Here is a 15,410-nt window from a genome sequence, read left to right on the forward strand (position 1 = left end):
CTGCTCCGGGCTAGCGTTGGGATACGCATTACGCGCCTGGCGTGTCCGCCGTAAGTTGGCAAACTTGTTCCCCTCCGCCTCACGCTCATCAGCGAGACCTGCTCCGATTTCGACTTTCGGACATACGCGACGGGCTTTCTAGGATCGCCCAGTCACGCCGTAGACGCGTTTCGTATCAATCCAGGGGACGACGACATGAGCGAGCCAAAGAAGGATGCTCCGCGGCGCTACATCAAGGACGGTGCCGGCCAACGTGTTCTGGTCGGCCTGACGATTTCCGAGACAATCGAATTCGAGACTCTCGAGAGTGGGCAAGGCCGCCCGGGCGCTGATCTGCTCGCCAATGGGTCTGGGATTCGTGAGCACAAGCATAACGAGCGTTGGCTCGAGCTCTACGTCAAACACGAGCAGGCCTGGAGCCATTGGATGGCCGAGACCCGCACTCGGCTGACGACTCACTTGCTCAACTAGTCCATCGGCTCGTTCGCATCCGATGTCACACCGCCAGCATTCTGCTTCCCTGGATGCTCATCAAGGTCAGATTGCCCGTGGCATAGGCGCCCGTATCGATGTTGACGCGGTTCGCCAGAAATTCGGCGCTCCGGACCGGCGTGTGGCCATGGACGATATATTTTCCGAACTGCTCGTCGCTTCGCAGAAACTCCTCGCGGATCCAGAGCAAATCGCGCTCGGTCTGCTCGGCCAGCGGAACGCCCGGACGACCGCCGGCGTGGACGAAAAAGAAGTCTTCGCAACTGAAGCTCAACCGCAGATTGTCGAGAATTCCAGATGTTCGGTCGGCATCGCGCGAATCAAGTCGCGCAGGATCGATGCCGGCTCGTCGCGCTTGAGCGAGCCCGTAGGACATCAACGTCTGGGTCCCGCCGAAGGCAATCCAGTCCTCGAACTAAACGAGCGAGTTCGAGGCGCTGGACAGGCCGGACACACGTCCCGGCGCCGACCTGCTCGGCGAGGCGGCGCGCGTCCGCCAGGCCAGGCATGGCGAACGTTGGGTGGAGCTTTACGTCAAGCATGAACGCGCCTGGAGTGACTGGATCGCCCAGACACGTATGCGCCGGGAGAGAGCGCTGCGGCTTAACTAGAGGTTGATTGATGCGACCGCCAGCCGTTCCAACCTTGGAAGCCGTTTCCCGCGTGGCAAGCGCTTGTCGCCATGTCACACCGCGAGCATGCTGCTTCCCTGGATACTCATCAGAGTGAGATTGCCGGTAGCATAGGCGCCGGTGTCGATGTTGGCGCGGTTATACCGTACGTCGGCGCTGCGCACCGGCGTGTGACCATGCACGACATATTTTCCAAAATGCTTTTTGCTCTCCAAGAACTCCTTACGAATCCACAAAAGATCGTTCTCTTGCTGTTCGGATAGCGCCACGCCGGGTCGAACGCCCGCATGCACAAAGAAGAAATCCCCGCACGTAAAGCTAAGCCGCAGATTGTCCAGGAATTCCAGATGCTCAGTCGGCATTGCGCGAATCAAATCGCGCAGGATCGACGTCGGCTCCTCGCGCTTCAAATCCGGCGGGGCGAGCCCGTAAGACATCAATGTCTGCGCCCCCCCGACCGCAATCCAGTCCGCGAACAGTGAAGGGTCTTCGAACACGCTCACCAGAAATGCCTCGTGATTACCCTTGAGGAAGACCGCATTGCCCCGGCGACTACGCTCGACCAGGATGTCGAGGGTGGCGCGCGTGTCCGGGCCGCGATCGATGTAATCGCCCATGAAAACCTCGATCGCATAGTGCGGGCGGCTGCGAGCCACGTCGGCGTCGATCACCCGCAACATCGGCTGCAGCAGATGCGCACAGCCGTGAATATCCGAGATCGCATAGATGCGAATCCCGTCGGGCAAGTGCGGCTTGTGGATTGGCCGACGTGGTCGGGCGAGAGATATCATGGAGCAAAATCGATCAGGTGGTCGAGAAATTTCCCCAAGTCGCCGGCGCCTGAGAACTCCCCATCTGATACGAACAATGTGTGGTGGATGGAGTAGGTCCTCGTTCTCCGGCTTGATCACGCCAAAAGAAGGGCGGAACTTCTTGCCTACCCTTGCGACGGGTTCCAGCAGTCCGCGGAAATTGCAGCGCTGAACTGCATAGCAAAGATGCATGCCTCATTCCAAATCTCGTGATGCAGCCGCAGATTGAAATTCATCTGTATTCCCGCAAGTGACTCCTCGCGCTCTCGCGACAGATGAGCGCCTCAAACCTCAAAGATGAGCGAAGACGCGCTCGCGTGACCATTAAAGCACGCCGAGGATATGGAACTTGATTCAAAATGCGGCAGCGCGTCGCCGATATGTCAGCACCGTGACGAGATCTTCAGCGCGGGTCGAATTGTCGATGCGCATTTCGACGCGACACATCATTCGTGCATCGCAAAAGTTTTGCATGCAGCGCCACAATGTCGCTGCGATCACTTAACACCCTTCGTTTGGAAGCGGTAAATCTTCAGCATCACAATGACCGCCAGGCACTCTCCACACGTAGAGGATCGAATGGTTGTTGCCACTTATGGCTCCGATAGCACCTATGCCACGTCCTCCGCACGGGGCACGGCTCTTCAGAAGCCTTTTCAGCTCCTCGTCATCGCGGCCGACCTTTTGCTGATCTTGCTCTGCTATGCGCTGGCGTCGGAACTTTATAGCGTCGCCGCGCCGTCATCTGGAGACGGAGCGCCCATCGGCGCCGGACTGATCGTCAGCGCAGTGTTCGTTGCAATCGCCTATTTTCAGGGTGTGTATGCAACGCACCGTTTGCTCAGTCTGGTCTGGCAATTGCGCAAAGCGGTGATCATCTGGCTGGTGTCACTGACGATCCTTGCGGTCGCGGCGTTTCTATTGAAATCGTCGGACAATCTCTCCCGCGGCACGTTTCTCGTCTTCACCGGAATTGGCGGCCTTGGGTTGCTCAGCCTGCGCTTTGCGTGGCAGTGGGTGCTCGGCACGAACTTTGCCAAGGGCCGATTGGTCGATCGCAAGGTTGCCTTGCTCAGCTTGAAGCCGCTTGATTTCACCTCGAGCCGTTTCAAGGACCTGCGCAAGAACGGATTCGACGTGGTTCGCCATTTCGTGCTTCCCGCGAACAACCATGGGACCAACTGGGAGAGCCAAATTCGCGATGTCATTCTCCAATCCCGTGCAGCGGATGTCGAGGAGTACCTGTTGGCGGTTGATTGGAATGAGCTGCCGTTGTTGCAGCAACTCGAACTTCACTTGCGCGCTGTACCACAGCCGATCCGTCTCTTGCCGGATAATTCGATCGCTGATCTGGTATCGCGCCCGTTTTTGCCGGTCAGCGGCACGGTGGCAATCGAGATTCAGCGACCACCGCTCAGCGTGTTTGAACGTCTCCAAAAGCGCTGCCTCGACATCGGTCTGGCGTTGTTTTCGCTAGTGGCCCTGGCGCCGGTGCTGATCACCGTCTCCATTCTGATCAAGCTGGATTCGCCTGGAAGCGTGATCTTTCGACAGTCGCGCCGCGGCTTCAACGGCAAGCCGTTTGACATCTGGAAATTTCGCAGCATGTACGTGTGCGAGAATGGTAACTCGATTACTCAGGCAACCAAGAGGGACGCGCGCGTCACGAGGATTGGGCGCTTCCTGCGCATGACCAGCATTGACGAGTTGCCCCAGCTCTGGAACGTGCTGCGCGGCGACATGTCGTTGGTCGGACCACGCCCACATGCGCTTGCCCACGACAACTATTATGACGAGCTCATCAGCAATTACGTATACCGCCACCACATGAAGCCGGGCCTCACGGGCTGGGCTCAGGTTAACGGCTTCCGGGGCGAAACGCCGACCATCGACCTGATGGAAAAGCGGGTAGAATATGACGTTTGGTATGTAAGGAATTGGAGCATTTGGCTCGACCTGAAAATCATGGCGCGCACGGCGGCTACCGTCATTTCCCAGGAGGCGTACTAGGTCAGCGCGGGCGGCCTTGGCGGGGCGCGGCGCGGACTCATTCATATGCGCTGAGCTAGATGCGGATTGAGGCGAGAGCTCCTTTTGGAGCCTTTGAAGCAGGTCGTCGCGCTCATCACCAAGTTTTAGGCCTTATACCTACGCGTCCTGTTCCATAGCCGCACGATGACCTCCCGTATTGCGATCACCCGGGGCATCAGGACGAAAAAGACTCCCGTCGCGAGTGATCCGAGAGCGTGGCGAAGGGAGAATGTTTCGTTGCTATCGAGCTGGTCTTGATTCTTTTCGATCGGGACCGGCGCAAGGATTGTTCCCGACCTGTTGAGCCGCGATCGCGACCCGCGGGGAGGAACCACGATGAGCACGAATAAAACGTTGAGCAGCAGCCAGATGCTTAATATGGCAAGTATCGTCATCCAGTCCCACCGAAGTGCAGCAGTATGGGATCAAGTTAACCGTCGGAACCGCGGAAGGAAAGGGTACGCAGCGCTGTTGCAGCGTCAGCTGGCTCCTTTCAGCCGACGAGTTCCCGAGATTGTCTCGATCACCCCACGACCGCCCCACGACCGCCTTCGTCAATCCCCGCAAACATCGGTTACGACAATGACCGTCGTTTGTGGACTCGGTTGGCGCTGGACTTATGGATCGCGCGCGAGCGCTAGGTGAGTTCGCCGGCGGCGGGAACCGCCCCGTATAGCGCAAGAGAATTGATCGTGAAAAGAAAAACGCCCGGCAACGCGCGCTTTTCCTGAACGATCGAAGTTCTGTAACCTATGAACGAACCGGTCAACTACGGCATCACCCGGTGCCGATGGCTCCCCGCACTTCATCAGGAGTGCCCTGTCCGAATTCAACCGCGCAGTGTCGCCAGGAAGGACGGGTCGATCGATTCAACGGCATCCTCCAGGAAAGCTTTGCCCAGTTTTGATGCCCTCCGATAAGCGGACACGAGTGCCGATCTCGACCCAGATCGGCGTATCAGGATGAGCCGAATGTCATTGCGTACGAGGTCCTTGACATCGGGAAGGGCGAGTGCGTCGAAGTGGGCCACCATGTCGATCCGCACCGGCATCAATCGCGCGTCGTTTGGTGCGACGAAATATGCCATCTTCAGGGCCTCGACCACGACCGGATCGTGCGGGTCGCGCTGGACCTGAAGCAGCGCCAGCGCCAGCCATAGTTCAGGATTGTAAGGAGAAGTCGACAGCGTCCGCCGGACTCGGCTGAGAGCGTCGGTATGCGCTATTGATCGTAGGATCGTGGGCCCTAGCTGACCGGACTCAATTGTCTGCAGCGCGCCGATCAAGGAATGATTGCTCTCCAGCTCCGATCCAAACGGCGAGCGCGTTCCCAACACTGAGGTCGCATCTCCAGTCCACCGCGCCCCAATCTCGGCCGCATCTGCGGGAAATGTTGTCCGCCCTAGCGCCGTCACGGCCGACGCAATGGCATAGCATCCGACCGTCACGGCCAACGCCATCAAAAGAATGCGAAAGGAGCCCGATGAACTCATTGTCGATGCATTAGTTCAATATAAAGCTAGTGTTACGGTGCGCGGATGCCGCCGAGTGGTTGGCGCCACTGGTCCGTCCCACGGATTGTGCAAGTCCAACTCCAACCATCATCGCCACAATCGCTTGAATCGTGGGGTTTGAGAGGCTTGAGTCAAGAAAGCTCTCGCAGAGTACAACGACGACGCCGGCGGCCGCGGTGGCCGCGAAAAAGGAATCACGTCCTCGCCGGACGGCGCCGCGAAAGCTAACGAGTAAGAACTGGGCGGCGAACGCTGCCAGGAGGGCGCTCGGCAATCTTCCCGCCTCGACAGCCATCAAGACTGCGGTAGAGGGAGGGTCTGCCAGCGCAGCTCCGAACTCCTGATAGGCTCTCGAAGTCAACCTAAAGGTTCCGAGACCATTCCCCCACGTCGGTGCATCAGAGAGCAGGTGCCTTGCCGGCGCAACTGCTTCCGGGGGGAGGCCGACGAATCCAACGAGACCCAAGCCTCCGGATAGCGAGTGCGGCACAACCATCGCGCTGGCGATCGCTGCAAGGACCAAGAACAATAGAGCCGAGGGCCAAAAGCGAAATCCCAAGCGCCGGACAGCGGCTATGAACACGAGGACCATCAATCCGCAGCCAGTAACCGCCACCAATGTGTGTCGTTCGAGGGCCGCAAGTGCGGCGAAGGCTACGGTAATTCCTAACAGGCCGCAGAAAACGCCGACCCACAGTTGGGGCGAGGCCAGATTGTGGATGTTCTGCTGGTGCAGGTGGCGTTCGAGTGCCCGAGCGACCAGCGCGCCATTTGTCAATATCGCAAGGGCCGCAGCTGCCGGAAACAGATTCTTAGCTGCGCCGGACTGGGGAATGATTCCGGCGAATAAATCGAGCCGGCCGAGTAGGAACTCGACTGACATGAGAGTCGTCACTGCGCTCAATACGAACAGGATCGTTTCGGCCATACGGCGATCCCTTGTGATGATGACGGTCGACACCAGCAGCGACACATTGACCAGATAGAGGAACAGGCTTTGCAGCGTTGCGCCCGTATCAACGCTAATGCTGCCCTGCAGCGATGGCTGATTCAATGCGATCGAAGTCGCCGACCAGATCGGGTTCGCAAGCGAAGACATCGGAAAGATTTGCAACGTCATCCAGACGACCGGAAGCAAGAATATAATGAGAAACTGCTTCAGCAACTGCGCCGCAGACGCGATTTGCGCCTCCGGACCTCTTGTTGCCATTGCCATCATCAAGGCAGTAGCAAGTGAAATCACATGCTGTGCGAAGGAGCCACTTGTGATGGCCAAGATCGGAGTCGCGGCCAGCAATGTGATCAAAAGCCAGGAAGCGATAAGCAATCGGAGAACCGTGAGACGTGGAAGCGGGAATGGAGCGCAGCATTGCGCGAGTGAGACATTGATACGCGTCGCATAGCCGAGCACGCGACGCCACCGTCGTCTCGGTGATGGATGGCCGGATAGTTGCCACTATGACGCATCATCACAACGCGGCCTGTCAACTCGTCACATGCAGTCGATTTACGGGATTCGGCCGGCATGACAGTTTCCGTGACCAGCTAAACTATCGAGCATGGCAGTACTGCGACAAGTAACGGAGAGCCGTCGCCAGTCCCGCCATCGGCACCGCGCCGCGGATCGCGCTCGGTGTAGTCCCGATTTCGACCGCAAGTTCGTTTGCGGTTTGCCAGTCGCTGGCAGCAAGCTTCGAGGCGTCGGCGGGTAGTAGGAGCGCCACGCCGCCCTGGATTACAGATGCCTGGAACTCTGCGCGCTTATCTCCTGCCATGAGGGCTACGTTCGGTCGCGCCGAGCGGGACAGTGGCTCGAGTACAATGAGTACAATTTCGATGCCGCCCTTCCCGCATTGCAGGCTCAGACCAGCAAGGCGCGTATCCGACTTGGCACTATCGACGACATGCATCACTGAAATGGCATCGTCGCCGCCGTCTGGATTCTTGCTCTTCACTAGGCGCCATCCGCCCTCAAGCTGTGTCGATTGGCTGCCGGACTGGATCTGCTTGAATGCCTCTTCGTCGCAACGTCGACGCTGGTCGGCGCTGATGCCAGACCCGCAGTTCAGAATGCCCGGACGCACCGGCTCGGCTCGACCGGGAGTCGTCGTCATCAACAGACCGGTACCGAGCAGAACTGAGCGCGCCATGAGAAGCGCCGACCTGACATGCGCTAGCGCCAAATCATTCATGTTGTATCCAAGGGCCCTGTCAAAAATCGGGCAAGCGCTGCCCACCGGTCCGGATCAATCATCTGACGTCAATCGACGTAACCATACCTCTTGTAGTATCGATTGCGATAGTAGGCTGCGCCGTACGTATCGTAGCGGCTCATCACCGACACGTTCACCTTGTTAAGAACCGCACCGAGCATCCGCTCGCGCACAACCGGCGTTTCGTCTAGCACGCGCTCGACGATATCGATTTTCGACTTCGCCCATTCGATGACAAGGATATAGGAATCAGCCAACCCCCTGGTCGCTCGAACGTCGACGACCGGCGCCAGCGGGCTAAGATCGAGAACGATGCGATCAAAGTGCTGCCGTAGTTGCTGGAACAGGTCTTCCATCTGTTGCGAGGCCAGAAGGTCGCTCGAATTCGAGAAGCGGGATGTGATGGCACAAGGAAGAAAATGTAGATTCGTCTGCGGGTCTATCCACACCACGTTCCTCCAGTCGGCTTGGCCGATGACGACATGGATCAAGCCATCCTGAGCAGCCGGTGTAAGCCTTACGGTGAGGCTTGGGTTGCGGATGTCGCCATCGATCAGCAGCGTACGGCACCCGCTTTGCGCCAGGGTCTGCGCCAGCGCTTCGCTGACGGTTGACTTTCCCTCGTTCGGAAGTGCGGAGGTAATCCCCAGGACCTTGTTGGACCCTGCACCGAAATTTGCAAAATCGCTGGCTAGCTTGATTGACCGAAATCCCTCTGCGAAGCGTGAAAACGGGGCATTGATCACGTGCCGCCCGACGCTCTCCTCGGTTGAAAGCAGACGGTCGCGATACGACTGCTGGTGGCTGAACCCAGGCGCGGACCCATGTAGTGGCAACGTCGTGCCAGATGCTCCGTATCTCGGCGGTGCCTGCTGCGGTTTGGGCTTGTCGCGTTTACCGAATCTCCAGGCGGCCTTGCCGGATTCAGCGGAATTCGCTTTGACGGCACCCTGCTCGATGACCGGAATCGAAGCGAGACAGCGGGTATCCACGAACTGCTCGACCTGCGAAACGGTGCGGAAGACGCGATCCATCAAATCAAGTAGAATTGCGACGAGAGCCGCGAGAATCGACCCACCCACGATCGCCGCAAGCAGAATGAGGGTCGTTCTTGGCGACGTCTTGTTGGGAAGAGTCGACGCGGCCTGACTGATCACCCTCGCTTCAGTAACGGGAAACGATTGCTGCTGAACCGAGACCATGTACAGTTGCAGAAAGTTGTCCGACAATGCGCGAGCGCTCTGAGCGTTGCTTTCCAGATCTCTCAGGATGATCTGGGCCTGGCTGGTATTATTCGAGATCGCGATCGTATCGTTCAAGCTCTTCTGGCTGGACTCCTCGCGCGCCTTAGCAATTTCAAGGTCACTCTTGTAGACCTCGGCCGTGCGTCGCAGTTCGTCAATGATCGAGCGTCGAATTTCTCGCATCTGGTTGCGTAAATTGACAACCGCCAGATGTGTCGATCCATACCGGTTCGACCAATCGGCCTGCTTGGCCGCGTACTCGAGATAGGTCTGGCGCAACTTGGTGATGACCGGGTTGGCCATCGTCTCGCTCACAGTTGCCAGTTCATTCAGAATGACCTTGGAATCTTCGGTGTCCGCATTCAATATCGCGGTGATGCGTTCGAGCTTGGCTTGTGCCTCCGCACGTTGGCTACGCGCAGTCGTCAACGAAGTATTGATTTCAGCGAGTTGCTGCTCGGTGAGCAGTCGCCCGCCGGCGTCGACGATGTTGTTCTTGGCCTTGAAATCCGCAACGGTGCGTTCGGCGGAAGACGCCTGCGACCGCAATTCCTTCAATCGGTCCTGCAGCCAGACCGCCGCCCGTCTCGAGGCCTGATATTTCGATTCCAACGAGTCCACGATATAGCCGTCGGCGACCGCGTTGGCGATCCGCGCTGCCAGGTCCTGCGATAATGCCTGAAAGGATATCTCGATAACATAGCTCACGCCGACGCGCTTGATGCTGAGGCCGCTCGCAAAGCGAGCGAGTGCTGCGCGCAGTATTTGCTCTTCCGTGGGCGGGGTCGACTCGGAGAATATTCTGGTAATCGCGTTACTGATGCTGCTGAGCAATCCGCCACCGTCGCTCATGAAGTCTGCCGACTCCGCAAGTTTCAGGTCCTTGATGACTTTGGAGGCGATGGCTTCGGACTTGAGAAGTTCGACCTGACTGTCGACCATCGCCGAGTCGATCGGGTTGTCTGCGCCGCTCGCGGGCGCTTGCGTCTGCAGGCCCTGCATCTTGCGGCTGTCGATCATCAGGATGGCCGTTCCGGTATATCGCTTCGGTGCCGTGAACACGTAAAAGCCGGCAAGACAGATGCACAGGAGCAGCGTGAAAATCATTACTGGATACTGGCGGCTCACCAGCGCAAGCGCAGAGGAGATGGTCTGCTCCAGCGATGGAGCCTCCGGCGCGGTGGTTTCAATCTCGCGAGATGTGATCTTTTGAAGCATCCGGCCCGCCTACCTAAATCTCTGTGAATGCGGCATCAGGCTGGCCTTGCCGCCGCGTTGAATTCGTGAATTGCAAAGTACCGCGTAGAAGTTGCACATTGGTAGAATTCGACACGCCGGGTGATCGAGATCGCGGCGCTCGAGAGTTGAGCAATGGCATCGAGGCCTCGGCGAGAACACCTAGCCGGATAGTTCGGCACGTTGTTGGTCAGAGAAGTGTCGGCAACGCCGCCGGGCCATTGTCGGTGCCGCTTGCCGCAAAATCGTCATAATGCCATCTCCGTCAACTCCGCCAAAAAGCGACTTTCAAGATCGAGGCAATCTACGCGGCCTGAGAAGATCATTGTTCGCCCATGAATTGGGCAGGTTGCCCGAATCCCGCGTGCCGACCCGGTGGAACAGCGCCCGACCGGCCACGAATTCTGCGATGCAATATCGGCCTGAGTGTGACGGACAAGGATGGGGATCGAGCAGCTGCAGCAGGCAAGGCGAATCCGGTCTCAGGGTCACGACCGAATGAGGCACCGGAATGCGAACGAGTCTGGTTTCGTCCGCTATGGTGGCGAGGGTCGGCTTTGAAGTTCCGCCGGTGAATCTCCGATCTCCGGGCACTTGAATGATCAAGCCAACGAGACCTCAATCAAAATCTTTCATGGAGGATTCCCGATTCCAATCCACAAGCGAGCTTGCCAGATCGTAGTCGAATTTGAACCCGCTTGCGATCAGGTGCTTCGGCAGAATGTTCGTAGAAAACCACAACTTCTTGATCCGGTCACGATTGATGCCGGTCTTGATGCCGACAGCTTGCAGCACCTCGAATGGAAGCACGGCGAGATTCATGAGCCATACCGGAATCGTTATCGTCGGCTTTGGGTATTCGGCAGCTGCAGAGAAGGCGGAGCAAATCTCGCTGATGGTGTAACGGTGCTCATAGCAGAAATTGTAGATCGACAAACTGTCGTTGCGAGACGCCATGAAGAGCATCGACGAGACCAGGTCCTTCACGTAGCCGCACGACTTGATGGTGTCGGTTCGGCCGGGATAGATGAAGGCCCGCCTTTCGAGAAGCCTCGACAATCGCGTGAAATTGCCTCGCTCGTAGCGCCCGTAGATAACTGCGGGGCGCACGATGGTCAGCCGCCTGTCCGGGTCCTCCGACTGCCATAGGCGATGGATTGCTTCGGCCGAGAGTTTTGAACGCCCATAAGCACTGACGGGGACTGGCGTCGCATCTTCGGTTAGTGGGGTTTCCGTCGGACCGTAGACCGATATCGAGCTGGTAAAGATGACATTCCGGCTGCCAGTGTCTCTCGCAAATCGGCAGACGTGCACCGCACCCAGCACGTTTGTATAATAATAGTCGCCGTCCGGATGACCCGGGGTGACATGGATCGCGGCGAGGTTGAAGATATCGGCAGGCACCCCGCCACCGAGTTTCGGGTCGATTGGCTCACGGACATCATGATGGACATATTCGACGCCTTCGACGTGCGCCCTGGGCTTCGCGATATCCACTGAGACGATCCGGTCGTAGCGGCCGGAAGCGAGCATTCGCGTCATCAGATGTGTACCGATGAAGCCTGCGCCTCCAAATACAATAGCCTGGGTGGGATGGGACATGTGCGCGAGGTCAACGTGAGTGAATGTGCTGAATCAACTGCGACGAACTTTGGTTCAAGGCTTGCTGACGATCGAGCGCGCGCATTGGAAAACTGCACGACCGGCGTTGCAAGAGTTGTGCCTGCACAGACCAGGATCGCTTGACACGCAGTACGCCCGCTCGCGACCGCGAGCGCTTTCGCTGCTGGATATGCGAGCAAATCGGGGCAGCAATTGGTTAGTCGTGCGCTTTTGATGCGGCGATAACAAGATCGTTAGAGGCAGCGCGTGTGAACGCGGAAACTTCAGTTCCATCTTGGCGATCCCGAATGCGGTGGCGTTGCAAGCGGCAACGCGCACATTTCTTGAGCGTGCAACCAGGGGTTTTCGTCTGAATGGACGACTCAATAGAGCTCGCGATACTCAAATTGAAAGTTCGTTGATCCGGCCGCAATCCCCAATAGTCTCTGCAGTTTCTGGTAGCCTGCGAGCGGAACGACAATGCAGTCGGAACTTCCCGCGTAGCAGACCCGAACCCTGATCGACTGACCGCAAATGTTTTGAACCAGCACGATCTGCTCGATGATCTTGGGATTGTTGGCTTGGGGGTGCGTCAACGGATTGACCGATATGCAAAGCTTTCCGTCCGCTGTCGTGTGATTTGGAGCGAAAGTACCTTCCATCGGTCGAATCGAACTCGAAGGCCGAGTGGAAATGCCGGAGCCGCCATACATCGGAGGAGATGTGCGACCGAAGCCGGAAATTTGAGCGTTTGCCATCGTTGCGAGGAGCGATGAAGCGATAGCTACACATATCGCCGCATAACCGTCTGAGCGCCTAGATCGGTTATCATGTATCTTCACTGCTCTGCACATCCATGAGTTGGGACCAGCTCCCGAAAGAAGCCGCGATTGTCGGCGGCAGGATAGATTTGCAGTTGCGGCAACAGAATGACAGGCAAAATGGTTCCCGGATTGCGGAAGGAATCGTGCCTCTTCCTTGCGCTTGAAAACACGTGCTAGAGGCTGCACCTTCCTGGATTGGGTGTCTGACGTCCGTCGACGGTGATGTTCTGTCGGCGTCATGCGACGTACTTACAACGCGAGTATTCTGAGCGGCGAATGTTGAAGAAGATACCAGGACATGCTGAGTTGCCGGAAGTCGAACTGGCGACCCTGCCGCGCCTCTCGGTCGTCATTCCGAACTACAATTATGCAGCTTACGTGGGATCCGCGATCCGCAGCGCGCTGGACATACGATGGCCAAACATCGAAGTGATCGTCGTCGATGACGGGTCGACGGACCATTCACTCGACGTCATCAACGAATTTGCAGACGAAGTCACAATCATCAGCCAGGCGAACGCCGGGCAGATGATGTCCTGTGTGAACGGCTTTCGCAGGTCGTCCGGCGATATCATCATATTTCTCGACTCGGACGATGCCCTGCATCCTGATGTGATGACGGAGATCGTATCCGTCTGGTCCAAAGCCGCGAGCAAATATCAGTTTCAGATGCGCGTGATCGATGCCGAGGGGAAGCCGACCGGAAATGTCCTGCCGCAGTACTTCTCCTGTCCGTCCTCGGAGGACGTCCGCAAATGGATGGCAACAACCGGCGCTTATCCGACGCCGCCCGGGTCAGGAAATGCCTACCCGAAATGGTTTGTCGAGCGTGTCTTCGGCTTTGAGTCCGACTTCATTGATCGAGCTCCGGACAGTTATCTTTTGGCGGCCGCTCCTGCATGTGGCGAGATCGTGACGATCACCAAACCGTTGGCGGACTATCGCGTGCACGGCCTCAATCACGGGGCTTTCCTTCAACTCGACGATACCCGCTTTGCGAGAGAGATCGACCTCACGCGGAGGCGGTACAAGTTCTTTTCCGAGATCGCGCGCACGGAGAAGCTGCCGGTTGCACCCGATGCGCTCAGGAGCAATTTGATATTTCTTTGTTTGCGGATAGCGTCGTTCAAGCTGCGGCCGGACCTTCATCCAATCGCGGCGGATAGTTCATTGAGCATCGCTGTCGATGCGCTTGGAGCGGCTGCGTCGCCGCAAGGTTTCTCAAGATCGCAGCGCATATCGCTGCTGGCTTGGATCTTCTGCATCCTGATCAGTCCGCAGTACTTCCGTCGTGCCCTGGTGAGTTTGCGCTACGTGCCCGCCCAGCGGCCGAAATGGTTGCGCGCGTTGCTCGGCCGACTCCGGATCATTCGATGATCAGGGCAGGGCTGGGACACTTCGGTCAGACGCAGCTTTGGGACGGATCGACCTCAGGCCGGCGCTGCCTGGCGGCTGCGACCATACGCACAGCATTGCCATCATGATCAGGAATGGAGCCATCGCGAGGTTGCCGCCACCGAGCTGATAGCAGGCCAGCATTGTCAATGCGAGCATCGAGTTGTCTTTCCTGAATATCGAGAGGACGAGATAGAACAGGAAAATCAGTAGCCCGATAATTCCGTAATCCGCGACGAGCTTGAGAACGGGATTTCCGCTGCCGCCAAAGTAGGCGGGCGACCGTTCCAACCCGCCGGGCCCGGAGCCGATAAGCACTCTGTCGGTCTGAAAGAGATAGTCCCAGGTCTGTAGTTGTGCGACGTAGCGAGCATAGCCGCTCGACTTGGTTGAACTGAATTCATCAAGCCTACTAACGATGGGATCAAAAGGTTCCGGTGCAACGAGATACGTTGTGCCGATCACCAAGGCAACGGCCGCCCCGATGGCGATAACCCGCAGTGATTTGAGCGGAGCAATCAGGGGATAGGCACCGAGGGACACGACGAGCACCAGGAGGCCCGATCCGGACCGAGTGAGCACGTACGAGATGGCATATAGCGGAAGATAGGCAAGTCGCCGCAAAATGAACACATCGACAATCACACCTATAGCGAGCAATTGGGATAGTGCTCCTGGCTCCATCGGGAAAAAACCGTTCGCGCGCCGATTCAAAGACCCATAAAATTCCACCGCATTTTGATTGTAGGCGGACTCGACGAGGACCGGATCGAGCGCCGGGATGGCATCCTTGAACGAGAAGATGCGTATTCCGCCGAATTGAAGAACGATCTGGACGATTGCCAGAACGGCGCACAGGCGAACATAGAACAGGAAGACGGGAAGGACCGCCTCGTTCGAGAATCTCGTCGAGGGTCCGAACAGGAAGATCGAATTCGTGACAAGAACCATCGCAAGTGATGCCGCACTGGTCTCGACACCGCGATCGGGAGATTCGGCTGCGGCGACCGCGCTGAAGAGAAACCAGACGACGACGAGTCCGAATGCGAGAGTCTGCGGCCCGCGAATGCTCACCAGACCAACCCACCATCCCCACGCGACGAGCGCGAAGAATCCGAACAGCGAAAAGAAGATCTGTCCAGTTCCGATGAGGAGTCCGAAGCGCTGCATGCAAATGCACAGAATGAAGGCGATATGCGCGAAAATGACGCTGTTGCTCTCGTCGCTTGACGCTGCTGCAGGGCGCTTGTTAGACGAGGTTCTGGCTGGGAATGTGTCGAGGCTCACCATGTTAGGACTCGTCGATTACTGCTTCTTGGCGCCTCGGTTGGGGGGTACGTCTGAGCGCAGGGCAACGATCGCGGTCGATCTTGGCCTCGCTCGTGAGGCTGTTCACCCTCTATACTTGAGCCTGTA

12 protein-coding genes are annotated in these 15,410 nt (G+C 57.7%); 3 read left to right on the forward strand and 9 right to left on the reverse strand.

Going from position 1 to position 15,410, the window contains the following annotated elements; genetic code table 11:
- Positions 1-195 precede the first annotated feature (195 nt).
- Positions 196-471 (forward strand): hypothetical protein, encoded by a 276-nt coding sequence (locus tag XH98_RS38325; RefSeq protein ID WP_271621659.1) that lies wholly within the window; start codon positions 196-198, stop codon positions 469-471.
- A 25-nt stretch (positions 472-496) separates the two neighbouring features.
- Here the strand turns inward: XH98_RS38325 and XH98_RS38330 are convergent, their stop codons facing one another.
- Both XH98_RS38330 and XH98_RS38335 read right to left on the reverse strand, forming a co-directional pair.
- Positions 497-868 carry a hypothetical protein gene (locus XH98_RS38330; protein WP_271621660.1) on the reverse strand — a complete coding sequence of 124 codons (372 nt, stop codon included), beginning with the start codon at positions 866-868 and terminating at the stop codon, positions 497-499.
- Positions 869-1,177: 309 nt separating this feature from the next.
- Positions 1,178-1,915: a metallophosphoesterase gene (locus tag XH98_RS38335; RefSeq protein ID WP_271621661.1), complete on the reverse strand. Its 738-nt coding sequence runs from the start codon at positions 1,913-1,915 to the stop codon at positions 1,178-1,180.
- A gap of 600 nt (positions 1,916-2,515) precedes the next feature.
- Between XH98_RS38335 and XH98_RS38340 the strand changes: the two genes are divergently transcribed.
- Positions 2,516-3,946 (forward strand): undecaprenyl-phosphate glucose phosphotransferase, encoded by a 1,431-nt coding sequence (locus tag XH98_RS38340; protein WP_271621662.1) that lies wholly within the window; start codon positions 2,516-2,518, stop codon positions 3,944-3,946.
- A gap of 850 nt (positions 3,947-4,796) precedes the next feature.
- Here XH98_RS38340 and XH98_RS38345 read toward each other — a convergent pair.
- The 6 genes from XH98_RS38345 to XH98_RS38370 form a co-directional block, all read right to left on the reverse strand.
- Positions 4,797-5,459 carry a hypothetical protein gene (locus tag XH98_RS38345; protein WP_271621663.1) on the reverse strand — a complete coding sequence of 221 codons (663 nt, stop codon included), beginning with the start codon at positions 5,457-5,459 and terminating at the stop codon, positions 4,797-4,799.
- Between the two features lie 10 nt (positions 5,460-5,469).
- Positions 5,470-6,891 (reverse strand): hypothetical protein, encoded by a 1,422-nt coding sequence (locus XH98_RS38350; protein ID WP_271621664.1) that lies wholly within the window; start codon positions 6,889-6,891, stop codon positions 5,470-5,472.
- Positions 6,892-7,030: 139 nt separating this feature from the next.
- Complete coding sequence (locus XH98_RS38355; protein WP_220006285.1) at positions 7,031-7,672, reverse strand: hypothetical protein; 642 nt, start codon at positions 7,670-7,672, stop codon at positions 7,031-7,033.
- Between the two features lie 68 nt (positions 7,673-7,740).
- Entirely contained in the window at positions 7,741-10,155 is a 2,415-nt protein-coding gene (locus XH98_RS38360; protein WP_271621665.1) for a polysaccharide biosynthesis tyrosine autokinase, read from the reverse strand.
- Positions 10,156-10,791: 636 nt separating this feature from the next.
- Complete coding sequence (locus tag XH98_RS38365; RefSeq protein ID WP_220006287.1) at positions 10,792-11,775, reverse strand: NAD-dependent epimerase/dehydratase family protein; 984 nt, start codon at positions 11,773-11,775, stop codon at positions 10,792-10,794.
- A gap of 383 nt (positions 11,776-12,158) precedes the next feature.
- Positions 12,159-12,437, reverse strand: coding sequence for a hypothetical protein (locus XH98_RS38370; RefSeq protein ID WP_128935719.1), 279 nt, complete (start codon positions 12,435-12,437; stop codon positions 12,159-12,161).
- Between the two features lie 438 nt (positions 12,438-12,875).
- Here XH98_RS38370 and XH98_RS38375 point away from each other — a divergent pair, with 438 nt between their 5' ends.
- On the forward strand, positions 12,876-13,976 hold the full coding sequence (locus XH98_RS38375) for a glycosyltransferase family 2 protein (RefSeq protein ID WP_271621666.1): 1,101 nt from the start codon (positions 12,876-12,878) through the stop codon (positions 13,974-13,976).
- Here XH98_RS38375 and XH98_RS38380 read toward each other — a convergent pair whose 3' ends face one another.
- Positions 13,977-15,284 carry a hypothetical protein gene (locus tag XH98_RS38380; protein ID WP_220006289.1) on the reverse strand — a complete coding sequence of 436 codons (1,308 nt, stop codon included), beginning with the start codon at positions 15,282-15,284 and terminating at the stop codon, positions 13,977-13,979.
- Positions 15,285-15,410: the final 126 nt, after the last annotated feature.

The organism is Bradyrhizobium sp. CCBAU 51745 (genome assembly GCF_028128715.1).
Taxonomy (GTDB): Bacteria; Pseudomonadota; Alphaproteobacteria; order Rhizobiales; family Xanthobacteraceae; genus Bradyrhizobium; species Bradyrhizobium manausense.

Coding starts and splice junctions, on each gene's coding strand:
- XH98_RS38325 (WP_271621659.1), top strand. CDS start 196: ATGAGCGAGCCAAAGAAGGATGCTCCGCGGCGCTACATCAAGGACGGT.
- XH98_RS38330 (WP_271621660.1), bottom strand. CDS start 868: ATGTCCTACGGGCTCGCTCAAGCGCGACGAGCCGGCATCGATCCTGCG.
- XH98_RS38335 (WP_271621661.1), bottom strand. CDS start 1,915: ATGATATCTCTCGCCCGACCACGTCGGCCAATCCACAAGCCGCACTTG.
- XH98_RS38340 (WP_271621662.1), top strand. CDS start 2,516: ATGGTTGTTGCCACTTATGGCTCCGATAGCACCTATGCCACGTCCTCC.
- XH98_RS38345 (WP_271621663.1), bottom strand. CDS start 5,459: ATGAGTTCATCGGGCTCCTTTCGCATTCTTTTGATGGCGTTGGCCGTG.
- XH98_RS38355 (WP_220006285.1), bottom strand. CDS start 7,672: ATGAATGATTTGGCGCTAGCGCATGTCAGGTCGGCGCTTCTCATGGCG.
- XH98_RS38360 (WP_271621665.1), bottom strand. CDS start 10,155: ATGCTTCAAAAGATCACATCTCGCGAGATTGAAACCACCGCGCCGGAG.
- XH98_RS38365 (WP_220006287.1), bottom strand. CDS start 11,775: ATGTCCCATCCCACCCAGGCTATTGTATTTGGAGGCGCAGGCTTCATC.
- XH98_RS38370 (WP_128935719.1), bottom strand. CDS start 12,437: ATGGAAGGTACTTTCGCTCCAAATCACACGACAGCGGACGGAAAGCTT.
- XH98_RS38375 (WP_271621666.1), top strand. CDS start 12,876: ATGTTGAAGAAGATACCAGGACATGCTGAGTTGCCGGAAGTCGAACTG.
- XH98_RS38380 (WP_220006289.1), bottom strand. CDS start 15,284: ATGGTGAGCCTCGACACATTCCCAGCCAGAACCTCGTCTAACAAGCGC.